Here is a 22,741-nt window from a genome sequence, read left to right as displayed (position 1 = left end):
TGGATAGTTATGTTGTTTTTTTAAGTTTAAGCGAGTGAAATGGTTTCACGTTCGGTGCGTAACAGCACTTCTCGATCGGGGGCAAAATTGACATAAAAAGGTACTAATGCCCCGCCTAATGCTCGCGCCTCGGCACCGATAACACCCGCAATAATATGGGGTTGTGCAAGCCCTTCACTATCGATTTGTTTAAGCGCCTGTTCCACTTTAGTCTTTACCTGCTCAATCAATGGGGCAGGTAATAAACCATCGATTACCACACCCTCAAAATCTATGACACTCACCGCTGAGGCGATGGTATACGCCAAGCACATAGCCGCTTGATCTAACCATTGTTGAAAGATGTGATAGAGTTCAGGGGGTATTTTTGCTGCGGGTAATTCCGCTAATTGCTGAAATACATTCTCAGGGTTTTGCCCCTGCGCTTGCAAGGCCTCATCTAATAAATACAGTGAGGCACAGTTAATCAATTGCGCAGGCGCAGTGGATGGGGTTTTGAATAGTCCTGTCGGTAGGGGCATGGAACCAATAGCCCCTGAATTATTATGGGAACCTAAAAATAAAGAGCGATTCAGTACCACCCCACCGCCCACGAAAGTACCTAAGAAAATATATAAATAATTATTAAAGGGCGCACCTCCTCGACACTCTAAGGAAGTAATACAAGCGGCAGTCGCATCATTAACAGACCATACTGGCAAGGTTTGTTTAGTCTGAATACGTTCTTTAATATCGATGTCATGCCATTGCTGAGTGATCTCAGGCGGAATATGTGCCTCACTTTGCCAACCGCCTAAATTATAGGGGGCTGCAACCCCAATACCAAGCAAGCGAGTACGTTGTTCAGGCTTTAGAAAACGCATGAGAGCCTGAATATCTTGATTAATTTGTGGAAAAATTACACTAGGATCGGGATAGAGATAAGGGAGAGATAAACGTTTTAGAATCGCCCCCGTGAAATCAATCAGGATGGTATCAAGACTGCGTCGCCCGATTTTAATCCCAATAGAATACGCCCCCTCTGGGTTGAGAGTAATAGGAATCACGGGTTGACCGAGTTTACCTTTTTCACGCTGACGCTCTTGCTCGCTGAGTAATCCCTCATTCATTAGACGGCGAATAATGACGCTCACGGTTTGAGCACTTAAAGCGGTACGGCGGGCGATTTCTGCTTTAGGCAAGCTACCCGTGCGGCGGATGAGTTGTAAGACTAAGCGTTCATTGTATTGCCCTACTCCAATTAAATTGCAGCCTTGATCGCGGTTTTTAATTTGTTTGCTCATAGTCCTCCTAACACCCTAAGCACTGCTCACACTTTGTACTGCACCTTAGAGCTTTAATCCCATCCAAATAGGGTTCCAGCATAGGCTTACCATTTAACTAAATCAAATTGATTTAGTTATTGACAAGCTTGTATCGGCTGATTAACCTTGTTTACTATACAGTTGGGCTAATTCCTTGAACTAGCTCCTGTGCTTACCGCTACAACTTGACTCAAAACATCTCTGGAGGAGATTTAAGATGTTTAAGAAAACTACGCTGGCTTTAGCCTTGGCTACTTGTTTTATGCTACCCCTCGCCTCTCAAGCAGCAGACCCTGTTATTGTCGGTCTAATCACTAAAACCAATACCAACCCCTTCTTCGTTAAAATGAAAGAAGGTGCTGAAGCCAAAGCGAAAGAACTCGGTATGGAGTTACGCAGCTTCGCAGGTAAAAAAGACGGTGATAATGACACTCAAGTACAAGCTGTTGAAAACCTCATTTCTGCAGGCGCTAAGGGTATTCTGATTACACCGAGCGACTCTAAAGCTATTGTGCCTGCCATTGAAAAAGCACGTGAAGCTGGTTTGCTAATCATTGCCCTAGATACCGAATTAGAACCTGCTGATGCGGCTGATATTACTTTTGCCACCGATAACTTTAAAGCAGGTGAACTCATTGGTCAGTGGGCGGCTAAAACCTTAGGCGATAAGGCTGCTGATGCCAAAATTGCCCTACTCGACTTAAGCACCAGCCAAATCAGTGTCGATGTGGCACGGAATCAAGGCTTTTTAAAAGGCTTTGGGATTGATCTCAAAGATCCTAAGCGCATGGGCGATGAGGACGATAAGCGCATTGTAGGTAGTGATGTCACCGATGGCTCTGAAGAAGGTGGACGGCGTGCGATTGAAAACTTGCTGCAAAAAGATCCGAGTATCAATGTGGTTTACACCATTAATGAACCCGCCGCAGCGGGTGCTTATGAAGGCTTAAAAGCTCTCGGCAAAGAAAAAGATGTACTCATCGTCTCTATTGATGGTGGTTGTCCGGGTGTGGCTAATGTTAAAGCGGGCGTGATTGGGGCTACCTCAATGCAATTTCCGCTCTTAATGGCATCAAAAGGGGTTGAAGCCATAGCGGCCTTTGCGAAAGATGGCACTAAACCAACCACTACAGAGGGCTTAAGTTTCTTTGATACGGGTGTGGAGTTAATTACGGATAAGCCTGTGGATGGCCTGAACTCTATCAATGCTGAAGAAGGCGCTAAAAAGTGCTGGGGCTGATTCACTAAATCATTAACCAAGATACAAGGCTAGCTCTCAGCCTTGTATCGAGTGACTCTTCTCATTCTAATTAGCTCCCGCATTAAGGAGGAAAGCCATGTCCACCTCTCAGTCTAGTGGATCCCCTACTGCTGAATTTGAAAAAGTCGCTGCCGCTGCTAGTGGCACGGTGGCTTCATTTGAACCTGAACGTTTGACGTTTTTAGAACGTGCCCAACGTTTTATGCATAACTACCCGACGGCGGCACCGGCTGCTGTTTTACTGCTAGCCATTACGATTTTCTATTTAATAGTAGGCAGTCGCTTTTTATCAGCCTTTAACCTCTCCCTGATTCTGCAACAAGTTGTTATTGTGGGCATGTTAGGTGCCGCCCAAACCCTAGTCATTCTAACTGCTGGGATTGATCTCTCGGTGGGGGCGATTATGGTGTTGTCCTCGGTCGTGATGGGGCGCTTTGCTATTGAATATGGGGTTCCCTCCATCTTTGCCTTAATGATTGGCCTGATTACGGGGGCAATTTGTGGGGGTATTAATGGCTTATTGATTACTCGTTTTCGCCTCCCGCCATTTATTGTCACCTTAGGTACGTGGAGCATTTTCTTTGCCCTGACCTTATGGTACTCCGAAAGTGAAACCATTCGCTCCCAAGATATCAGCGCTAATGCCTCCCTCTTACAATGGACAGGGGTAACGTTTGATCTATGGGGTGCGCGAATTACAGTCGGCTCGATTATGCTGATTTTGCTCTTTACTGGTTTATGGTATGCCCTCAATCAAACCGCTTGGGGAAAACATGTCTATGCCACAGGTGATGATCCACAAGCCGCGCAATTAGCCGGTATTCAAACTAAACATGTCTTGCTCTCCGTATATATTGTGGCGGGTATTATCGCGGCATTAGCGGCGTGGGCTTTAATCGGTCGTATTGGCTCGGTGAGTCCACAGGCGGGAGTGAATGCTAATCTTGATAGCATTACAGCAGTGGTGATTGGTGGCACTAGTCTATTTGGTGGGCGCGGTGCTATTTTTGGTACGCTCATTGGCGCACTGGTGGTAGGCGTATTTCGTAATGGTCTCGCACTCGCGGGTGTAGATGTACTCTGGCAAGAGTTTTCTATTGGGGTGCTGATTATTGTGGCCGTGGCATTAGATCAATGGATTCGGAAGGTGTAGTCATGACTGAAGCAACTCGTACCCCGATTTTAAAAGCCTCTGGTTTGGTCAAACGCTATGGTCGTGTCACCGCACTGGATCACTCCGACTTTGACTTATACCCTGCTGAGGTACTCGCTGTCATTGGTGATAATGGTGCTGGGAAATCATCCTTGATCAAAGCGCTTTCAGGTGCTATTACACCCGATGCGGGTGAGATTTATCTAGATGGTAAACCACAAAAGTTTACTAATCCGATGGAGGCTCGACTCGCAGGAATTGAGACGGTGTATCAAAATCTCGCGGTGTCTCCTTCCCTAGATATTGTCGATAATATGTTTTTAGGGCGTGAACGGCTGAAACCGGGTTTTCTAGGTAAGTACTTGCGTATGTTAGATCGTAAGTCGATGCAAGAAGACGCACGTGCCAAATTATCCGAACTCGGACTGTTGACGATTCAAACCTTGAATCAACCCGTCGAAACCCTATCCGGCGGGCAACGTCAGGGGGTAGCTGTGGCACGCGCTGCCGCCTTTGGTAGTCGGGTGATTATTATGGATGAGCCGACCGCTGCTTTAGGGGTAAAAGAATCCCGGCGGGTTTTAGAATTGATTAAGGATGTGCGCTCTAGAGGGATGCCTATTGTGCTCATTAGCCACAATATGCCGCATGTATGGGAAGTGGCAGATAGGATACATGTGCATCGTTTAGGCAAACGTATTGCCATTATTAGCCCTAAAACCCACACGATGGCCGAGGGTGTAGCGATCATGACCGGAGCACTAGATCCTAATGATCACCCCGCTGGAGCCTATGTGGCATAGGTTTAGTTAGTTTTGTCATGTGTCCAAAAAGAGACATTTAGTCGGAATTTTATCATAAGTAGTGCTTTTGTTGCTTAAATGCAATAGACTGTTGCTAATGTGCTATAAAGTGGTATAAATACGTTTAGGAAGCCATTTTGGGTAGTAGTTTAAAAAATAGACTACTCCCTATGAAGTCGCAAGGTGTCCGTGACTTTTCTGCTACCCCTTGTGAACTCTCATTTCCATTTATTCGTGTGCTTCGACGGAATAGGCACACTTATGTTAGTAGTAAAAGGTACATATGATGAAAACTAGTTTAAGAATGAGCGTTGTTGCTGGTTTAACTGCATTTTTAGTAAGTTTCGGTGCAACGGCTGCCGACGCCGACCCACTTCCATTTGTTATTGGTGGGTCTGCTCAGTACGATATTAATTCTGGTAAAGCCACCTTCAAAGATGGTGATACTGGTGCTGGTGATACTTCTGTGAAAAATACTGCTGAGGGCGGTTATATTCAATTAAAAGCTAAATACCATATTGACAATGCTAATGGTTCTTTCGTTGAGGCTGTTGCAGCTCCGCGCTTTAGATTTAACACCGGCACTCAAACTGGCCAAAACCAAGGCGACCAATACATCAAGTTTGGTAAAAAAGCTTGGGATATTCAATTAGGCCGCTTTAGAGGTATTGATCTATTCCCCACTGGTTCACAAATGGGTCGCGATACCTTCGATGACGCACCTACCCGTGCTAGCAACATTACCAGTCCAGCCTCAGCCACCTACCGTGCTGGTGGTTTAGGCTATATGGCTGACTTTGCTCGTGGTCGTGATGGCAATACAGGTGGTGCCAGAACAGATGGTACGCCAGTACAAGGTGCTGCACATTTCAATATTGGTAAAACCAAAGTCGAACTAATGGGTGGGTATGGCGAAAGCAGCTATACTGATAACGTAGGTACTGTCAATAAAACCACCCTATTACGTCCTGTCGTAAAATTTGATACCGGTCGTTTCCGTATTGCTGCTGGTTACGATCTATTACAAAAAGACTATACCGTAGCAAGTGCTACTGCCGGAACTACTAAAACAAAAACACAAGGCTTTGGTATTACAGCAGGAACCACTGTTGGTACAGTTAAGGCCAATTTTAATATTGCTCAAGGTAAAGTAAAAACTACTAGTGTAACAGCATTAGGTGCCTCTAGTACTGATAGTGGCAACAAAATGACTTCTTATGGCCTGAATGGTTCAAGAGGTCGTTTTGGTGCAGGTTATATGCATGACAAAACCAACAATATTGGTAAACAAGATACCTTCTATGCTGCTTACACTGTACCTTTAATGGGTACTAAAGATGCATCTGTAACGTTTTCTGCAGATACATCTAAAGCTAAATACGATAGTGGCGACCAAATTAAAGCCAATTTGTTAAAAGCTCGTTTTGACTATGACTTCTAATTTTCATTAGAATCATTAGTTCAATACAAACCACAGCTAGTTAAGAGGTAGATTTAAGATGATCGTTATTTGCGGTGAAGCTTTATTTGATGTTTTTAAGGAGCATCACTCAGAAACGCTCACTACTTTTCCTCTCTTAGCTGTGGCTGGCGGATCGCCCTTTAATGTGGCGATTGGCCTTGCCCGTCTAAAAACCTCAGTTGCCTTACTCACTGGTTTATCGAATGATTTCTTGGGTCAACGCCTGCAAACGGTATTAGAACAAGAAAAAGTCGATACTCGACACCTTATCCATAAATCTGCTCCTACTACGCTTGGCTTTATTGAGCATGGTGCTGATGGCGTGCCACAGTATGCCTTTTATGGTAATGGTGCTGCTGATCGGATACTGACGCCACACGATACTGAAATTGATCTTGCCCCTGTCGAGGCGCTGCATTTTGGCTCTTATACTACTGTGACCACCCCTACTGCTGATGCTTATTTAGCACTAGCACAACGGGCTAAAGGGCAGTGTTTTATTAGCTATGACCCTAATATTCGCCCGACGGTAGAACCCGATATGTCAGTTTGGCGGAGCCGTTTTGCGCAGTTTGCAGCTTGTGCTAACCTCATCAAAATCAGTGATGAGGACTTCGATTTATTATATCCCCATGCTGATCCACAACAAAAAGCGCAAGAATGGTTAGCACAGGGAACCTCTTTAGTCATTATTACTCGTGGCTCTAAAGGTGTTTGGGCATTTAATCACTCTGCTACAGTTGAGGTTACAGCCCCAAAAATCACCGTCGTCGATACCGTAGGAGCCGGCGATACGCTTCAAGCTGCCACTTTATATGGCCTGAAGCAAAAACAAGCGTTTGCTATTCAACGCTTAGCAACACTAACTGAACAAGATTTAATTGAAATCTGTCAGTTTGCGGTTAAAGCAGCTGCCATTACCTGCTCCAGACGGGGTGCTAATTTACCCTTTTTAGAGGAAGTTACGGCATAGCAGAAAAGAATAATGGTTGATTAATGTTTTACTGCTGAACCAAAGCGCTTTTATTTGTTAGCCATTTCTGATAACTTTTAAACTTAACTATTTGTTTTTGGTTATCATTTATCCATTATATCGCTTTATTAAACACGAGGGTTTAACCCATGAAAACGAACTGGAAAGTGAGCTTAGTCGCTGTTATCGCAACCATTATGAGCATGGGCGCAGTGGCTGCTGAAAAAACTTTTAACATTGATGGTGATGCTGAATATGATATCACTCACCAAAAAACTACCGCAAAAGGTGCTTCTAGCTCAACTAAGTCTTTTACTGAAGGCGGACGCATTAAATTAAATGCTAAAGCTCGTATCAATCAGGATAATGGCTCCTTCGTTGAAGCAGTAGTCCAGCCATTATTTGGCTTTTCTAATGGTAGAAACAATGCCACAGATGATACCTATATTAAATTTGGTAAAAAAGCGTGGGATATTCAATTAGGCCGTTTTGAAGGTATTGACCTATTCCCACTAGGTAGAGACACCGTTGCTAATAAAGCAGATGGTAAATTCGGCTACAGTGCTAATATTATGCGTGGTCGTGATACAGGTGTTGATACCACATATACAAAGACTGATGGCTCTAAGACTGTTGTCCCTGTTGTCTATGCTGATGGCCATCCAGTACAAGGTGCCGCACACTTTAATATTGGCAAAACCCAAGTTGAACTGGGTGGTTCTTATGGTGAAAAGAACGGTGTAAAGGCTACTGGTATTCGTCCTGTAGTGAAGTTTGACGCCGGTCGCTTCCGTGTCGCGGCAGGTTATGACTATGGTAAATGTAAGCAAGACAGTAATGCTAGCGGCACTTGTGCTGCTACTGGCGAGCAATTGCTCGAAACTAAGGGTTTTGGTATTACTGCTGGTACAACAATGTTCAAAGATACACCTCGTAGTTTTGATGCTAACTTTAACATTGCCCAAGGCAGACACTCTGGTACTACTGCAGCAGGTGTTGCCTACGAAGATGAAAAAAGAACTTCTTATGGTGTCAATATGACTCGCGGTCGTTTTGGTGCAGGTTATGTACATGACAAGCAAAACCGTGATGGTGGTAATGACAATAGTGCTGATAGAAGATCTATAGCTGGTGGTGGTAGTGAGGTTGGTGGTAATTTTGGTGGTAAAGAAGATATGCTCTATGCCGCTTATAAAGTACCTTTAATGGGCACTAAAAATGCACACGTTACTTTTGCAGCGAGTACCGCTAAAGCAAAATACAATGATGGCACAACAGCAAAAGATACCTCTGCTCGTGTTCGCTTTAACTACGATTTCTAATCAAACAACGTTCATTCATCACAACTAGTTTTTCGTGATGAGGCGGGGTGGCTTTGTTCTGCCCCGTCCCTTTTCGCTCTTTCAATTCAAACCTAAGACTATCAGAATAAGATTTCTGCCTTATTAATGATCTTTGCGTATCTGCTTTATTTTTGACACTATCAGCTTGCTACCCCCTTAAATTCTATTTCTAAATCTTTCTGTTAAAGTCTATTATGCGCTTACCACCACTAAATAGGACAATAACCCTCCATGACTAGTAAAGTTATACCCGTTCTCCCGTTTGATATGGTGATCTTCGGATCAACTGGTGATTTATCTCAACGTAAACTGCTCCCCGCGCTGTTTCGTCGTGATGCCAGCGGACAAATGCCAGAACAAGCTCGCATTATTGGCTTATCACGTCTGGACTATAATCAAGAACAATTTCGTGAATTCGCCCTCAATGCGCTTAATAAATTCATCCCTGCTGCGGAACTGAAACCTGAAATTGTTGAGCGCTTTCTCAACCGCCTCCACCACCTACACAATGATGTGACTAAACCCGATGGTTGGGATGGATTACGTGATTTGCTCAATGAATACCCAGATCGCATTCGGATGTATTACCTATCAGTAGGCCCATCTCTATTTGGTACTATAGCTCAAGGGCTGGCGCATGTTGGCTTAAATGGCCCTAATGATCGTCTGGTTGTTGAAAAACCATTAGGTCATGACTTAGCAAGTGCTCAAAAACTTAATCACGAAATTACAACCGCCTTTAACGAACAACGCATTTACCGTATCGACCACTATCTCGGCAAAGAAACCGTACAAAACCTCATGGCTTTACGCTTTGCTAATGCCCTGTTTGAGCCACTGTGGAATGCTAGTGCAGTAGATCATGTGCAAATTACTGCCGCTGAAACCATTGGCGTAGGTACTCGCGGTGGCTATTACGATACCTCTGGCGCTATGCGCGATATGGTACAAAATCACCTCATCCAATTATTATGCTTAATGGCGATGGAAGCACCCTATGCCTTTAATGCGGATGCAGTACGGGATGAGAAGCTGAAAGTATTGCGCTCTTTACGCCCCATAAAAGGCCAAGAAGTGCAACGTAATACTGTGCGTGCTCAATATCTAGCACGTGGCGAAGATCCTAGCTATGTCGAAGAGGCTGGCAATCCTGATAGCCATACTGAAACTTATGTAGCGATTAAAGCAGAGATTGATAACTGGCGTTGGGCGGGTGTACCTTTTTACTTACGCACCGGCAAACGTTTACGCAGCCGTTTAACAGAAATCGTCGTTACCTTTAAAGAGCCAGCCCATAGCGTCTTCCCTAATACCCCCTTGCAATGCAATAAGCTCATTATTCGTCTGCAACCGGATGAAGGTCTACAATTAAATATTATGACCAAAGACCCAGGGCCTGGTGGTTTCCGTTTACGCACCACAACATTAGACATGACTTATGCAGAAGGGTTAGGCCCTGACTGGCGGATGCCCGATGCTTATGAGCGTCTCTTAATGGATGTAGTGCGCGGTGATCAGACACTATTTATGCGCGGCGATGAAGTGGAAGCTGCATGGCGTTGGATCGATCCAATTTTAAATGCTTGGGAAGATTCCAATATAGCACCGAGCACTTACGAATCTGGTAGTGAAGGCCCGATTGCAGCTCTAGAACTAATGGCACGTGACGGACGGCGCTGGCGCGAGATGGTGGTATGATGAATTTTATCGAATACTCAGACCGCCCTACGCTGTTTCGCTCTCTAGCACAAACCATTGCTCAAGAGCTAACTACGAGTCTTAGCGCCTCAGGCTATGCCAATTTAGCTGTACCTGGTGGCACGACACCTGCGCCTTTCTTTGAGCAACTTAACTCGGTTCCTTTGGCTTGGAATAATATTCATGTTACCTTAACAGACGAGCGTTTAGTGGATGAAAATCACGAGCGCTCTAATGCTCGACTGCTTAAAAATAGCTTATTACAGAATCGGGCAAGTGCTGCTACCTTTATTCCGCTTTATACCGATGGTCATTTGGTGAGTGACGCAGTACTGGCTGCGATCAAACCCCTGACCGTGGTGGTGTTAGGTATGGGAACCGATGGGCATACAGCCTCATTATTTCCGCATGCAGATGAGTTAATAGCTGCACTAGACCCCGATAACTCTGCCTTAAGTAGTATTATCCATGCCCCTAATGTGCCGGAACCGCGCATTAGCTTGACGTGGAGTCTATTAAGCTCGGCACAACACTTGCATATTCTGATCACGGGCGCTGAAAAAAAGGTAGTACTACAACAAGCCTTAGCGGATCTCTCTGAGATAACCGCAATGCCAGTGCGTGTAGTATTACAACAGGCCGTGACGGTGCATTATGCACCCTAAAGCTAGCAGGAGGTCTTATGACTCAACTACATTCTACGTTACAGGCCGTAACTACGCGCATTATTGAGCGTAGTGGTCCCACACGGGCTCATTATCTTGAAGTCATGCAACGCAACCGCCAAAATGGTGGGCGGCGTTCTATGGCCTGTGGCAATCTCGCCCACGCGGTCGCAGCCAGTTCAGACTTTGACAAACGCCTACAAGTCAAAGTAGAAACCCGCAATATTGGTATTGTGACGGCCTACAACGATATGCTGTCAGCCCATCAGCCCTTTGAAACCTATCCACAACTGATCAAACAAACCGTGCGCTCTATGGGGGCAAGTGCTCAAGTCGCCGGTGGTGTACCCGCCATGTGCGATGGAGTCACGCAAGGCCAGCCCGGCATGGAGCTATCACTATTTTCGCGTGATGTGATTGCGATGTCGGCAGCGGTAGCGCTCTCGCATAATGTCTTTGATGCAGCCATTTTCTTAGGGGTTTGCGACAAAATTGTACCCGGCTTAGTCATAGCAGCCGCTACTTTTGGTCACTTACCCGCCGTATTCCTACCCGCAGGCCCTATGGTGTCGGGTATTTCTAATGATGAAAAAGCCAAAGTACGCCAACAATATGCCGCTGGGAAATGTGGGCGCGATGAGCTATTGACCTCAGAAATGCGCTCTTATCACGCAGCCGGTACTTGCACCTTCTACGGCACTGCCAATACCAATCAAATGCTGATGGAGTTTATGGGGCTGCAACTCCCCGGCTCTAGCTTTGTTAATCCGAATACTCCTCTACGCGATGCCCTCACTAAAGCAGGGGCAGCTCAAGCCGTTAAACTATCGAACTCCGGTGTTACTACTGCTGATATTTTAGATGCCAAAGCGTTTGTGAATGGCATGGTAGGCTTAAATGCAACGGGTGGATCGACTAATCTATTATTGCATTTAGTCGCTATGGCACGTGCTGCAGGGATTATTATTACCCTCGAAGATTTTTCTGATTTATCGAAGATCACCCCTTTATTAGCCCGTGTGTATCCAAATGGTGCTGCTGATGTGAATCATTTCCACGCAGCGGGTGGATTACAATTCATGGTGCGCGAACTCTTACAGGGCGGCTTATTACACGATGATGTGCAGACTATTGTAGGACAAGGTTTACATCATTACACCCAAGAAGCCTTCTTAGACGATAATTTAGAGCTAGTATGGCGTGAAGGTACAGCAACCAGCCTTGATGCCAATGTTGTACGTCCTATTACCGAGCCTTTCCAAGCCACTGGTGGTTTACAACGTCTACAGGGCAATATAGGCGAGGCCGTGATTAAAGTATCAGCGGTGAAACCAGAACGCCATATTATCCAAGCACCGGCGCGGGTATTCTCTGAGCAAGAAGAGGTTAAAGCCGCTTTTGATGCAGGCGAGTTAGACTGTGATGTCGTGTGTGTGGTGCGCTTTCAAGGAGCCAAAGCCGACGGCATGCCGGAGTTACACGGTCTCACCCCGATCCTTGGCCTGATTCAAGAGCGTGGTTATCAAGTCGCCCTAGTCACGGATGGGCGTATGTCGGGGGCTAGTGGAAAAGTCCCAGCCGCTATTCATGTCAGCCCTGAGGCCTTAGATCGTGGCATGATCGCTTGTATCCAAGATGGCGATATGATTCGTCTGGATGCAAATGCGGGAACCTTAGAGGTACTAGGCGTCGATCTAAGCACACGTACACCCGCGACTCTCCCTAATCACCTGCATGAAAGTGGTTTAGGACGTGAGTTATTTGGTGTATTTAGAGCCGCCGTTAGCCCTGCCTCTCAAGGGGCTAGCGTCCTGTTTAATGATAATTTAGTGTAGATTACCACCATGACAGAGTTAGCTTCTCAATGGGCTGAAGTCCAACAACAAGCAAAACGCTTAAAACCAGTACACTTGCGCGAACTATTTGCACAAGATCCTAACCGTTTTGCGAAGTACTCCGCTCATTTTCACGATTTATTGCTTGATTTTTCTAAGGAAAAGATTGATCAAGCGGCATTAAACGCTTTATTAGCTCTGGCTAAAGCTGCCAAAGTTGAACATTGGCGCGACCAAATGCTCAGTGGGGCAAAAATTAATAGCACTGAACATCGAGCAGTCCTGCATACCGCCTTACGGGGTGGCGCTAATGCCAATTTGATCATTGATGGTCAAGATGTGAATGCCGAGGTTGCTGAAGTCAAAGAGCGCTTCCTAGCCTTTGCTGAGCAAGTGCGTAAAGGTGAATACCTTGCTTCAAATGGGCAAGCCTTTACTGATGTGGTGAATATTGGGATTGGTGGCTCAGACTTAGGGGCTGTAATGGTCACTCAAGCCCTCGCCCCCTATCACGATGGCCCTCGCACGCATTTTGTGTCTAATGTGGATGGCGCACATATTGCCGACACCTTAGCCAAACTAAATCCTCAAACCACGCTGTTGATTATTGCCTCCAAAACCTTCACCACTGCCGAGACTATGCTAAATTTTGCTACCGCTTTGGCGTGGCTAAAAGTGGGTATTGGCGAGGAAAACAGTGGTAAACACTTAGTAGCCGTTTCGACCAATCTAGAGCGCACGCGCCAATTTGGGATTGATGATAGTCGTGTATTTGGCTTTTGGGATTGGGTGGGTGGACGTTATTCACTATGGTCATCGGTAGGTTTGTCGATTGCTATAGCCGTCGGGGCGAAAAACTTTCAGGCCCTGCTGGATGGTGCCAAAGCGATGGATGAGCATTTCCGTACGGCTCCTCTCGCCCAAAACTTACCCGTACTCTTAGCTTCAATTGGTGTCTGGCGGCGTAATGGTTTGAACTATCCCACCGTGGGGTTAATGCCCTATGACCAACGTCTCGCCCGTTTTCCTGCCTATGTGCAACAGCTAGACATGGAGTCCAATGGGAAATCAGTAACACGAGATGGCACAGCGGTGAGTACCACAACCGGCCCTATTGTCTGGGGTGAACCCGGAACTAACTCTCAACATTCATTCTTCCAACTGATTCACCAAGGCACTGACGTTATTCCAGTAGACTTTTTGCTCGCTGCGAATGATCATCACGCCAAGCCTATACCCGGACTTTATCAGCATCAGACCGTTTTAATGACTAATGCTCTTGCTCAAGCTAATGCTTTAGCCTTTGGACGTACCGCAGATGAAGTACGCGCTGAAATGCAAGACAGTGGCGCTAAACCAGAGGCTATTGAGGAGCTAGTGGCGCACCGTACCTTTAAGGGTGATCGCCCCTCTACCATGTTAGTGTATAAAACCTTAGACCCTTATACCTTAGGTATGCTAGTGGCGCTGTTTGAGCATAAGGTATTTGTGCAGGGTATTATTTGGAATATCAATTCTTACGATCAATGGGGTGTTGAGCTAGGTAAAAAACTAGCGACAGCCTTACAACCCATTGTAGCCGGTGCTCCTATTCCAGACTCACTTGATAGTTCAACACGGGGTCTGATTGAGCATATTCACCAATTACGCCAAGAGGAGACACTATAATGGCTTTAAGTACACTCGATATTTGTAAACTAGCTCCCGTCATTCCCGTCATTGTAGTCGAGCAATTAAGCGATGCTCAGCCCTTGGCTCAAGCTTTAGTCAAAGGTGGCCTGCCAGCCCTAGAAATTACCTTACGCACCCCTTGTGCACTCGATGCGATTCGCGCCATGAGTGAAGTAGAAGGTGGTGTGGTCGGTGCAGGTACTTTACTAACCCCTAAAGATGTGAAAGCAGCGAAAGCAGCGGGGGCGAAATTCGGTGTCTCTCCGGGGATTACAGAAGCCTTAGTCAAAGCGGCTCAAGACGAGGGTCTGCCATTACTACCCGGAGCTGCGACCGCTAGTGAGGTCATGTTCTTATTAGAGCAAGGCTATAGCACCTTAAAATTTTTCCCCGCTGAAGCGGCAGGAGGGATACCCATGTTAAAATCATGGTTTGGCCCGCTACCTGCCGCCAGCTTTTGTCCAACTGGAGGTATTACTCTGCAAACCGCACCTCAATACCTCGCGTTGCCCAATGTTCTATGCGTGGGAGGCTCGTGGTTAGCCCCTAAAGATTTAATGGCTCGCCACGATTGGGCTGGTATTGAAACATTAGCCGCACAAGCAGCGGCCTTGAAATAAGGAAAAGCAACGATGATCAACGGAGTAATTGCCGACATTGGGGGCACCAATGTACGTTTTGCCATAGTCAATGAATATGGCGAAACGTTAAAAATTGAAAATTTACTATGTAGTGACTTTGCAGGCCCTCTTGAAGCCGTGCAAACTTATTACGAAAAAGCCGGCATTAGTGGCACCCGTCCCCGTCGCGCAGCGTTTTGTGTGGCAGCACCTGTCAATCAAGATCGCATTGATGTAACGAATAATCATTGGGACTTTTCACAACTGGATGTGAAGCGTAAATTAGGCTTGGATAGCCTTAAAATTGTTAATGACTTTACCGCTGTAGCCCTAAGCGCTCCCCGCTTACATGCGAATGACTATGTAAAAATAGGCACTGGCAAAGCAAAAGAAGGCCCGATTGCGGTATTAGGCCCTGGTACGGGTCTAGGTGTTTCTGGGCTATTATATGGTGAGAATAAGCAGTTTATTCCGATCTCTGGTGAAGGTGGACATGTTGCCTTAGCGCCTGTCAATGACCGTGAATCAGAAGTATTGGCTCAACTACGCCGTGATGTAGGCTTTGTTTCGGCAGAGCGGGTTTTATCTGGGTTTGGAATGGTGAACCTATACAATGCCGTATTGACCTTAGCCGGACAACCGCGTGTTGACGTCAATGCAGCAGAAATTACTCGCCTCGCCCTACAAGAACAAGACCCCATTGCATTAGAAACCATTGATTTATTCTGTGGCTTCTTAGGTACGGTTGCTAGTGATATGGCACTGACCCTATTTGCAACAGGCGGGGTATTTATCGCCGGTGGTATTGTACCTAAGCTCGGTGAGGCCTTTGCTAAATCGTCTTTCCGTGCTCATTTTGATGACAAAGGGATTTATACCGATTTAATGCAGACGATTCCGACCATGGTTATTACCCATCCCCATCCTGCGTTTGTGGGTTTAAGCTCTATGGTCTTGAGCCGTACTTAATTATTATAAGGAAGCAGGTATGGCTGAACATTTGCCCCTCAATGCCTTACGTGCATTCGAGGCAGCTGCACGTCATTTGAGTATTAGTAAAGCTGCTGAGGAGCTGTTCGTCACACCTGCGGCTGTGAGCCAACAGATTAAATTGCTCGAAGATTATATTGGTAAACCCGTCTTTCATCGTCTTACTCGTGCTTTAGCATTAACGGAGGCAGGTGAGGCGGGCTTAGCTCACATTCAAGAAGGACTCTCGAATCTTTCCGAAGCCATGCGCTTAATGCGGCAAGACTCGGATCGTAATGCTCTTACGGTGTGGACAGCCCCTACTTTTGCTAGTAAGTGGCTTATGCCGCGTTTGCCCGATTTTTTAGAAAAGCATCCGCGCATCGATATGCGAGTATCGGCGGATGCTAATCTCATTGATCAAGCTAGCCTAAAAGGGACGATTAGTGCCGATGATCTGCGCTTGAATAATGTTGATATTGCCATTCGATTTGGGCGCGGAAGCTATCCCGGATGTCGTGTTGACAAGCTATTTAAAGAGCAAGAACGCGCCGTACCACTGTGTAGCCCTAAACTACTCGAAGGCGAACATCCGCTGAAAACTCCCGAAGATTTAAAACATCATGTGCTATTACATGATGATACTCGCTACGAAGGTCGACCAAGCTGGTCGGATTGGTTGAGTGAGTTCAAAATTGAGGGCATAGATCCTAAGCGCGGATTACACTTTAGCCAAGCCACCTTAGCTCTCGATGCAGCAGCAGAAGGTCAAGGTGTATTACTCACCATGGAACCACTAGCCGCCGCTGACTTACAATCAGGAAAGCTCATTATTCCTTTTAATCTTAGTACCTTAATGAGTCGGGCTTATTATGTGATTAGCTTAGAAAGCCGAGCACGACAAAAAAATGTTGTGGCTTTTAGGAAATGGATTTTAGAAAAGGCTAATCAGCAATAGATTTTCTTAAATAGCTATCGAGCCACCAACGCTTAGTTGGTGGCTCGTAGGCTTTTAGTTATGGAGCCACTGTGGTGCTTGCGGCTCTATTTGAATAGTGGGATTACTTAATTAGCTCACCCGCTACTTAAAATAAAATACACGACAAAATCAAAGTAGGTTAAACTACGTGACGTGAAGAGAGAAGTATCTAACCACCTTAGAGGAGGTGCAGTCTTCCCACCTTGATCTCATCGTGTAACAGGAGGAGACGGTTTTAGTTAAAGTATTTACATACTATAACTAGGTATTCATTCTTAAGCCGCTTGCGCGAACTCTTTTGTATCATTAGCAGCAGTTACTGCCGTATCGGATACTTGATCACGATAGTTTTGGCTAATCACTGTGTTGCTACCGAAGCTAGTTGAGTCTTTGTCTTCTTTTAACAACCAAGGGTAAGCTTTTACACCTTGCTCCAATAACTCGCGTGACACACCAATATCATCCAACATTGCATCGCTAAAACTCATTAGGTTACGACGCACAGCAGCTCTTTTCATATACACCACAGTTGACTGAGCTAGTGACTTAACTGTATTCATCATATTCATTTTTCTTAACATCTCATTCTACACAGCCAAGCGAATTAATCTTTTTTAGCAACTTGCTGTCTTGGGGCTTGGCTTTCTTTGTTCTTCTGTATGTGTGTAGATTATGCTTTTTACTGCAATGCATCAAACGACTTATTTTAAATTGACGGCTTAGAAAAACTTATTCAAAGCGCTTGCAATAAGATCGAATGAAGTATTGCTGAGATGTACAGTAGTGTACGACAAACGGGGCTTAATTACTACCTCAAAGCGCTTGCAGAAAGTAGGTTTTGTCTCTCATTTAAAGCGTAATTGCTTGTAATGAATATAACCCTGCTTACCACAGGCTTCAGTGACTAACCACTCACCAGATCCACTCACTTGAATCGTTTTTTTGGACTCAAGGGTACATAAGATTTTATTACCCCCTGGTTGAGTTCTTACATTAGATGGTGGATCAAATACCTGTGCTTTACGGGTTTTACTGTCAGAGCTGGCTAAAGTTTTATCTTGCTTGCTTGACTCAGACGACAGGGTTTCATTGCTCTTTTTAGCGGTACTAGTTTTAGTGGACTCGGTTTTCTTTTCTACGGTAGTCGTATTAGCCACCCTCAATAACCCTGCATTATTCAGTTGAGCTAAAGCCGACTGAGCATCCCTATCACCTTGTTGGGCAGCACGGGCATACCATTTCAAGGCTTCATTTTGATCTTTGGCAACCCCTTCACCCTTAAAGTACATTAGCCCTAAATTAAACTGTCCTGCTGCATCGCCCTGTGCGGCGGCTTTTTTAAACCACTTCACGGCCTCTGTATTATCTTCAGCAATCCCCTCACCTTGATCATACATAACACCCACATTGACCTGTGCGGCACTATGCCCTTGATCACCCGCAAAACGATACCAAATCAAAGCAAGGCGCTTATCTTTACTCACCCCCTCACCTTGGTCATACATCAAAGCTAAGTTATATTGGGATTTTACATGCCCACGCTGTGCCGCTTTGGTATACCAACGAATGGCCTCTTGATCGTTTTCAGCTACTCCCTCACCCGCATCATAACGCTCACCTAAAATACCCATTGCCATAATATCGCCACGTCCAGCCAACTCTCTTAGTTGCTCGATATTAGCCTTCGCATACGTATTTGCGCCTGCGGTTGATGATAAGAATAATGTTGTAAGCCCCAGAATGGTGGCTAAACAAGAAAGACGAGTCATATCAATCCCTTGCAATAAAAATTTAAAACCCTAATCAAAGCCGCCCCGGAAGATTCACCGCTAGGATTCAATACCTAGCGGCTTCGACTTTATCAACCCAACATTATTGTGAAGTCCTACTGGCAATGCAATGCCAAGCACTTAGGAGCGCCACCCTAACTTTTTTGCCCAGTGAACTTGAGCCTGTTTATATGCTTTAAAATCAGTAGGAGCCTTGCCACCTAATCTGGCGACCTCCTCCATCTGACGCTGACGGGTAAACTCATAAGCGGGCAAACCAACGGCCTTACGTCGCTCATCTAAGGTTTCCATCTGCTCAATATCAGCACTTAGTTCCCCCTTAGCATCCCAATCTAAGAAAGTGCCATAGAACTGCTCTTGCCCTTGATTAAACCGTACTCGATCTAATAAAAAAGCCAATTGACGCTGAGTAGCCTCACCACGTGCCGCCGCCACATTTAAGGCAGCTAAGAATTTACGCTGTAGCGCAGGCCATTCACTCGCATATTGCGCAATAGACCAAGCCGCATAGGTGCCCTCCTCACCGACGAGATCCACCGAAGGCCAACTATACTCATCCACAATATCATTAAGGCGACGCGCATTATTCCCATGTAGGGAGCGCATTTTGGGGGTGTAATTGTGATCTAATGGCTCTAGCGCCTCCCCTTCATAAGAGGCTTGGTCGACTTGTTTTTTCATTTCAATGAGCTGAGAGCGCAGTTCTGAATTCATCATAGCTAGGTATCCTTATTTTATTATTACTAATGATGGCTAGGGTACGACAGACAAGGAAATTTAGTGGCATGAATGGCGAGGCGTTAGATAAAAGGTCAGTTTGTATAGATGAAAGGCAGTTTAGCGTGCTGAAGATATTAGGATAAATCTGCTCATTACTCGCCAAGTGATTCACGAGCCAGCCGTTCACGTGCAACCATTAGAGCAAAACCTAATAGATTACTGCCAAGCCACTTACTCGGATTCGCCGCATCTGGATGGCTGACTTCCATACCGATACCCCAAATCGAGTCATGTGGACTAGCCTCCACCAGCACTCGCTCTCCGGTTCCAAGCAAAAATGCCTTCAAAGCTGGATTCTGTCCAAATTTAGCCACATTACCCTCGACTACATAGGCAAAGCAGTGCTGATTCCAAGTATCTGCATTGAAGTTCCGCACCTTGCGTCCGAGTTTCTTAGCTTCCCCCGGATGCTTGCACGTCAGAATGGCAGCGAGCATGTCTTCATTGCCAAATAGACGCGCCTTTTGAGCCATCATGTAGTGCTCTGCGGTCAGATATACGACATTATCCAGCACAAAACTAGCCGGAAACCATTGGCTTAGACAGCTTGCATCTACCCCCTTTCCTTTAGGAGTGTGCCCCCAAAAATGTAGATATTTTACACTATTGCCCAGAGCTAGATACTCCATTAGGGCGGCTCTACTATTGATCATGTTTTAATCCTATTAGCAAACTGTTGTTGAAACGCATGGTTATTAGCAGGATCACGGGCGTTGTCTGGAATGGAGAAACTGATATGTTTAAAGGCATGGGCAAATGCCCCCTCATCTAGCAATTCAGTCGCTAACAGACGCGCCACTAACTCAGGGTCATTTGCAAACACCCCGCAACCCCAAGCACCCAGCACTAAAGCATCGCAACCCTGCCACGCTGCCAGCTTCAGCATCAGGTTAGTACGACGGGCAAATACTGACTCTAACTGACTCAGTGCCTCCGGTTCATTACGTATCAGCGCACCATGATTAGGAGCGGGGCTAGTAATGAAATCCACCAAATACGGCTCTGCCAGTAAACTACCATTATCCTGCTTGAAAACCGGACAGGCTGGGGAGTAAATCATATGATCAGAATACAGCAAGCTTTTGTTTTTGTGGCGATGGTAATCATAATAAGCGGGACACGCCTGTAGGCTGGCATACAATCCACTACTACGCGCCAAAGATTCCTCCTGAGCCTGACTGCCACGCAGAAAGCCGCCGCCCGGATTTTTTGCCGAGGCAAAGTTCAGTACCCCAATACGGCTAAATTGACTTGTCTGACTCAGGCGCAGTGCTCCCTCCAGCGTCGTTTCATTAACCACCTCAAGCGTCGTTTGTGCATACTGTCCCAGTTTAGGCTCTAGGTTAGTCAACTCTTCGGGAGTAAATAGGTGTGTATGTTCAACACAATGAGCGAGGTCAGCCTGTATAGATACAGTTCCACTTTGCGGATGCTCATAATAACCGCTTTCCATAATAGCTAACGTATGCTCGGCTATCATGACTCGATTTGTAATACGATGATTATTCATAACTTCTCCTTTTTATTTATTAGGAGGTTATACAGGGCAATCGCTTGAAGTAAATCTATGATATTTCAGAAGTTAAGCATAATGGGAGATAGTAATCAGAGCAATTTTCCATGAAAAATTTACTTTTGACTTTTTAACTATCTCAATTTAATCAATAACTTGATTCAAGCGATTGCCCTGGGAGGTTATACGACAATAATGGACTCTATACTAGAATTACGGGTAGATTGTTATAGCACTCGCTCGTAGATCTCCCTAGACTAGCCCCTCTCTTACTCCCCAACTCGTCAAGGATATAGGACGTTGAGCACAACTTTCCCCTCTCTATCAGACCGTGTTTTGGCTTGGTTTCAAATCTATGGACGCAAAGACTTACCGTGGCAACAAAACCCCACACCCTATCGAGTTTGGGTATCTGAAATTATGCTCCAACAAACACAAGTCACAACGGTAATACCGTACTATCAACGTTTTATGGAATCCTTTCCTGATGTAATCACCTTAGCCAATGCCCATGATGATCAGGTACTGAAACATTGGCAGGGTTTGGGTTACTACACCCGTGCGCGTAATTTGCACAAAGCCGCCCAAATCATTCGTGATCAATATCAGGGGCAATTTCCCACCACACTAGAGGCAGTACAAGCATTGCCGGGGATTGGACGCTCAACTGCGGGGGCTATTTTGAGTCTCAGTCTGGGGCAAAAACATCCTATTTTAGATGGTAATGTTAAACGGGTATTAGCGCGTTACCATGCGTTAGACGGCTGGACAGGTACACCTGCCAATCAAAAAAAACTCTGGGAATATGCCGAACTGCATGTACCTGAGCAACATAATGCGGAATATACCCAAGCGATGATGGATATGGGTGCCACACTCTGCACCCGTAGCAAGCCGCTCTGTCTCACCTGCCCACTCCATCAAGACTGTGCAGCACTCAAAACCGGACGCCCACAAGATTACCCTGCCCCTAAACCCGCAAAAGAGCTACCTCATAAAACACTGTGGATTGCCGTGGTTTGTAATGCTCAAGGCGAAGTGCTCTTACATAAACGCCCCCCTACCGGCATTTGGGGAGGATTATGGAGTTGGCCGGAATTTGATACTCAGGCCGCTTTAAAAGAGTGGGCGCATACCGTAGGTGCTCAGGATTCTTTAGCTAAAATGCCTGATTTCAAACATAGTTTTTCACACTATCACCTTACCATGCACGCGGTAGTGCTGGAGTTACAAACAGAACCTGCGAGGATAATGGAAGCAACGCACTCAGTCTGGTATAACAAGGCACAAGATTTTCAGGGTGGTTTAAGCAGTGCTGCCCAATTCGTACTCAAGCAATTAGATAAGGAGCTACCATGACACGCATGGTTCAGTGTGTACTACTCAAACAAGAAGCCGAAGGTTTAGAGCGTCCTACCTATCCGGGGGCATTAGGTCAGCGTATTTTTGAAAATGTATCGAAAGAAGGGTGGCAAAAATGGCTACGCCAACAAACGATGCTCTTAAACGAATATCGTTTAAGCCCGATTAATCCACGCGATCGTAAGTTTTTAGAAGAAGAGATGGAAAAATTCTTCTTTGGTGAAGGTGCGTCACAGGTAGAGGGGTATAAGCCTGCTTAGATACTAAATAACCCAAGTTGCGTCCAATCATGAGAGTAATAATTTTAGGCTCAACGCTAACAAAAAGCCCATCAGCTTAATCTGAAATCCGTCAGCAGTGACGGTATGAATGTGTTTAGGCATAAGCTGCTCAAGCAAGCTTCCGGTGGTCTCCACCACCTTACGTTTGAGCTGTCGCCAATAGGTGACATAGGCCGGAATCGGCCGCTTCGAGTTACTTTTTCTCAAAGGAGATAAGGTGATCTTGGCCTCCGCTAACCAGTCCTCAAAAGCGTAGTCGTTGTAGGCTTTATCTCCCAG

21 protein-coding genes and 1 pseudogene are annotated in these 22,741 nt (G+C 45.7%); 15 read left to right on the top strand and 7 right to left on the bottom strand.

What is annotated here, in order from left to right:
* Positions 1–26: 26 nt before the first annotated feature.
* Positions 27–1,283, bottom strand: a complete 1,257-nt coding sequence (locus A3IK_RS0116090) for an ROK family transcriptional regulator (protein ID WP_020560997.1) — start codon at positions 1,281–1,283, stop codon at positions 27–29.
* A 238-nt stretch (positions 1,284–1,521) separates the two neighbouring features.
* Here A3IK_RS0116090 and A3IK_RS0116085 point away from each other — a divergent pair, with 238 nt between their 5' ends.
* The 13 genes from A3IK_RS0116085 (at position 1,522) to gcvA (ending at position 16,715) form a co-directional block, all read left to right on the top strand.
* Positions 1,522–2,544: a sugar ABC transporter substrate-binding protein gene (locus A3IK_RS0116085; protein ID WP_020560996.1), complete on the top strand. Its 1,023-nt coding sequence runs from the start codon at positions 1,522–1,524 to the stop codon at positions 2,542–2,544.
* Positions 2,545–2,641: 97 nt separating this feature from the next.
* Positions 2,642–3,718 (top strand): ABC transporter permease, encoded by a 1,077-nt coding sequence (locus A3IK_RS0116080; RefSeq protein ID WP_020560995.1) that lies wholly within the window; start codon positions 2,642–2,644, stop codon positions 3,716–3,718.
* A 2-nt stretch (positions 3,719–3,720) separates the two neighbouring features.
* Positions 3,721–4,521 carry an ATP-binding cassette domain-containing protein gene (locus tag A3IK_RS0116075; protein ID WP_020560994.1) on the top strand — a complete coding sequence of 267 codons (801 nt, stop codon included), beginning with the start codon at positions 3,721–3,723 and terminating at the stop codon, positions 4,519–4,521.
* Between the two features lie 283 nt (positions 4,522–4,804).
* Positions 4,805–5,962, top strand: coding sequence for a carbohydrate porin (locus A3IK_RS0116070; protein WP_083915761.1), 1,158 nt, complete (start codon positions 4,805–4,807; stop codon positions 5,960–5,962).
* A gap of 58 nt (positions 5,963–6,020) precedes the next feature.
* Entirely contained in the window at positions 6,021–6,956 is a 936-nt protein-coding gene (locus A3IK_RS0116065; protein ID WP_020560992.1) for a carbohydrate kinase family protein, read from the top strand.
* A 149-nt stretch (positions 6,957–7,105) separates the two neighbouring features.
* Entirely contained in the window at positions 7,106–8,278 is a 1,173-nt protein-coding gene (locus A3IK_RS0116060; protein WP_020560991.1) for a carbohydrate porin, read from the top strand.
* Positions 8,279–8,530: 252 nt separating this feature from the next.
* Positions 8,531–9,997, top strand: a complete 1,467-nt coding sequence (gene zwf / locus A3IK_RS0116055) for a glucose-6-phosphate dehydrogenase (protein WP_020560990.1) — start codon at positions 8,531–8,533, stop codon at positions 9,995–9,997.
* Positions 9,994–10,662, top strand: coding sequence for a 6-phosphogluconolactonase (pgl, locus tag A3IK_RS0116050; protein ID WP_083915760.1), 669 nt, complete (start codon positions 9,994–9,996; stop codon positions 10,660–10,662). The genes zwf and pgl overlap by 4 nt, the downstream gene beginning before the upstream one ends.
* A 17-nt stretch (positions 10,663–10,679) precedes the next feature.
* Positions 10,680–12,497 carry a phosphogluconate dehydratase gene (edd, locus tag A3IK_RS0116045; RefSeq protein ID WP_020560988.1) on the top strand — a complete coding sequence of 606 codons (1,818 nt, stop codon included), beginning with the start codon at positions 10,680–10,682 and terminating at the stop codon, positions 12,495–12,497.
* A 9-nt stretch (positions 12,498–12,506) separates the two neighbouring features.
* The gene (pgi, locus tag A3IK_RS0116040) at positions 12,507–14,165 is read left to right on the top strand and encodes a glucose-6-phosphate isomerase (protein WP_020560987.1); all 1,659 of its coding nucleotides are present in this window, start codon (positions 12,507–12,509) and stop codon (positions 14,163–14,165) included.
* Positions 14,165–14,788: a bifunctional 4-hydroxy-2-oxoglutarate aldolase/2-dehydro-3-deoxy-phosphogluconate aldolase gene (gene eda / locus A3IK_RS0116035; protein WP_020560986.1), complete on the top strand. Its 624-nt coding sequence runs from the start codon at positions 14,165–14,167 to the stop codon at positions 14,786–14,788. The genes pgi and eda overlap by 1 nt, the downstream gene beginning before the upstream one ends.
* A 12-nt stretch (positions 14,789–14,800) precedes the next feature.
* Entirely contained in the window at positions 14,801–15,757 is a 957-nt protein-coding gene (glk, locus tag A3IK_RS0116030) for a glucokinase (RefSeq protein ID WP_020560985.1), read from the top strand.
* Between the two features lie 19 nt (positions 15,758–15,776).
* Positions 15,777–16,715 (top strand): transcriptional regulator GcvA, encoded by a 939-nt coding sequence (gene gcvA / locus A3IK_RS0116025; RefSeq protein WP_020560984.1) that lies wholly within the window; start codon positions 15,777–15,779, stop codon positions 16,713–16,715.
* Positions 16,716–17,011: 296 nt separating this feature from the next.
* Here gcvA and A3IK_RS0116020 read toward each other — a convergent pair whose 3' ends face one another.
* The 5 genes from A3IK_RS0116020 to A3IK_RS0116000 all read right to left on the bottom strand — a co-directional run bounded on the left by A3IK_RS0116020 (position 17,012) and on the right by A3IK_RS0116000 (position 20,816).
* Positions 17,012–17,299 carry a DUF1127 domain-containing protein gene (locus A3IK_RS0116020; protein ID WP_162596679.1) on the bottom strand — a complete coding sequence of 96 codons (288 nt, stop codon included), beginning with the start codon at positions 17,297–17,299 and terminating at the stop codon, positions 17,012–17,014.
* A 282-nt stretch (positions 17,300–17,581) separates the two neighbouring features.
* Complete coding sequence (locus A3IK_RS20550; RefSeq protein ID WP_020560982.1) at positions 17,582–18,505, bottom strand: tetratricopeptide repeat protein; 924 nt, start codon at positions 18,503–18,505, stop codon at positions 17,582–17,584.
* Between the two features lie 141 nt (positions 18,506–18,646).
* Positions 18,647–19,243: a DUF6624 domain-containing protein gene (locus A3IK_RS20545; protein WP_020560981.1), complete on the bottom strand. Its 597-nt coding sequence runs from the start codon at positions 19,241–19,243 to the stop codon at positions 18,647–18,649.
* Between the two features lie 155 nt (positions 19,244–19,398).
* Positions 19,399–19,959, bottom strand: a complete 561-nt coding sequence (locus A3IK_RS0116005) for a riboflavin biosynthesis intermediates N-glycosidase (protein ID WP_020560980.1) — start codon at positions 19,957–19,959, stop codon at positions 19,399–19,401.
* A complete protein-coding gene (locus A3IK_RS0116000) occupies positions 19,956–20,816 on the bottom strand; it encodes a TIGR02452 family protein (RefSeq protein WP_020560979.1) in 861 nt (286 codons plus the stop codon). The genes A3IK_RS0116005 and A3IK_RS0116000 overlap by 4 nt, the downstream gene beginning before the upstream one ends.
* A gap of 303 nt (positions 20,817–21,119) precedes the next feature.
* Between A3IK_RS0116000 and mutY the strand changes: the two genes are divergently transcribed.
* Together mutY and A3IK_RS0115990 are read left to right on the top strand one after the other, a co-directional pair.
* The gene (gene mutY, locus A3IK_RS0115995) at positions 21,120–22,178 is read left to right on the top strand and encodes an A/G-specific adenine glycosylase (RefSeq protein WP_020560978.1); all 1,059 of its coding nucleotides are present in this window, start codon (positions 21,120–21,122) and stop codon (positions 22,176–22,178) included.
* On the top strand, positions 22,175–22,441 hold the full coding sequence (locus A3IK_RS0115990; RefSeq protein WP_020560977.1) for an oxidative damage protection protein: 267 nt from the start codon (positions 22,175–22,177) through the stop codon (positions 22,439–22,441). The genes mutY and A3IK_RS0115990 overlap by 4 nt, the downstream gene beginning before the upstream one ends.
* A 27-nt stretch (positions 22,442–22,468) precedes the next feature.
* Here the strand turns inward: A3IK_RS0115990 and A3IK_RS19790 are convergent.
* Positions 22,469–22,741 (bottom strand): annotated as a pseudogene (locus tag A3IK_RS19790) (hypothetical protein); the annotation flags it as partial.

This window comes from Thiofilum flexile DSM 14609, assembly GCF_000380185.1.
GTDB lineage: Bacteria > Pseudomonadota > Gammaproteobacteria > Thiotrichales > Thiotrichaceae > Thiofilum > Thiofilum flexile.
This window is presented reverse-complemented; position numbering and strand designations above follow the sequence as displayed.

What these genes read in the sequence shown, in the direction of transcription:
- A3IK_RS0116090 (WP_020560997.1), bottom strand. Translation starts at nt 1,283, where the DNA reads ATGAGCAAACAAATTAAAAACCGCGATCAAGGCTGCAATTTAATTGGA.
- A3IK_RS0116085 (WP_020560996.1), top strand. Translation starts at nt 1,522, where the DNA reads ATGTTTAAGAAAACTACGCTGGCTTTAGCCTTGGCTACTTGTTTTATG.
- A3IK_RS0116080 (WP_020560995.1), top strand. Translation starts at nt 2,642, where the DNA reads ATGTCCACCTCTCAGTCTAGTGGATCCCCTACTGCTGAATTTGAAAAA.
- A3IK_RS0116075 (WP_020560994.1), top strand. Translation starts at nt 3,721, where the DNA reads ATGACTGAAGCAACTCGTACCCCGATTTTAAAAGCCTCTGGTTTGGTC.
- A3IK_RS0116070 (WP_083915761.1), top strand. Translation starts at nt 4,805, where the DNA reads ATGATGAAAACTAGTTTAAGAATGAGCGTTGTTGCTGGTTTAACTGCA.
- A3IK_RS0116065 (WP_020560992.1), top strand. Translation starts at nt 6,021, where the DNA reads ATGATCGTTATTTGCGGTGAAGCTTTATTTGATGTTTTTAAGGAGCAT.
- A3IK_RS0116060 (WP_020560991.1), top strand. Translation starts at nt 7,106, where the DNA reads ATGAAAACGAACTGGAAAGTGAGCTTAGTCGCTGTTATCGCAACCATT.
- zwf (WP_020560990.1), top strand. Translation starts at nt 8,531, where the DNA reads ATGACTAGTAAAGTTATACCCGTTCTCCCGTTTGATATGGTGATCTTC.
- pgl (WP_083915760.1), top strand. Translation starts at nt 9,994, where the DNA reads ATGATGAATTTTATCGAATACTCAGACCGCCCTACGCTGTTTCGCTCT.
- edd (WP_020560988.1), top strand. Translation starts at nt 10,680, where the DNA reads ATGACTCAACTACATTCTACGTTACAGGCCGTAACTACGCGCATTATT.
- pgi (WP_020560987.1), top strand. Translation starts at nt 12,507, where the DNA reads ATGACAGAGTTAGCTTCTCAATGGGCTGAAGTCCAACAACAAGCAAAA.
- eda (WP_020560986.1), top strand. Translation starts at nt 14,165, where the DNA reads ATGGCTTTAAGTACACTCGATATTTGTAAACTAGCTCCCGTCATTCCC.
- glk (WP_020560985.1), top strand. Translation starts at nt 14,801, where the DNA reads ATGATCAACGGAGTAATTGCCGACATTGGGGGCACCAATGTACGTTTT.
- gcvA (WP_020560984.1), top strand. Translation starts at nt 15,777, where the DNA reads ATGGCTGAACATTTGCCCCTCAATGCCTTACGTGCATTCGAGGCAGCT.
- A3IK_RS0116020 (WP_162596679.1), bottom strand. Translation starts at nt 17,299, where the DNA reads ATGATGAATACAGTTAAGTCACTAGCTCAGTCAACTGTGGTGTATATG.
- A3IK_RS20550 (WP_020560982.1), bottom strand. Translation starts at nt 18,505, where the DNA reads ATGACTCGTCTTTCTTGTTTAGCCACCATTCTGGGGCTTACAACATTA.
- A3IK_RS20545 (WP_020560981.1), bottom strand. Translation starts at nt 19,243, where the DNA reads ATGATGAATTCAGAACTGCGCTCTCAGCTCATTGAAATGAAAAAACAA.
- A3IK_RS0116005 (WP_020560980.1), bottom strand. Translation starts at nt 19,959, where the DNA reads ATGATCAATAGTAGAGCCGCCCTAATGGAGTATCTAGCTCTGGGCAAT.
- A3IK_RS0116000 (WP_020560979.1), bottom strand. Translation starts at nt 20,816, where the DNA reads ATGAATAATCATCGTATTACAAATCGAGTCATGATAGCCGAGCATACG.
- A3IK_RS0115990 (WP_020560977.1), top strand. Translation starts at nt 22,175, where the DNA reads ATGACACGCATGGTTCAGTGTGTACTACTCAAACAAGAAGCCGAAGGT.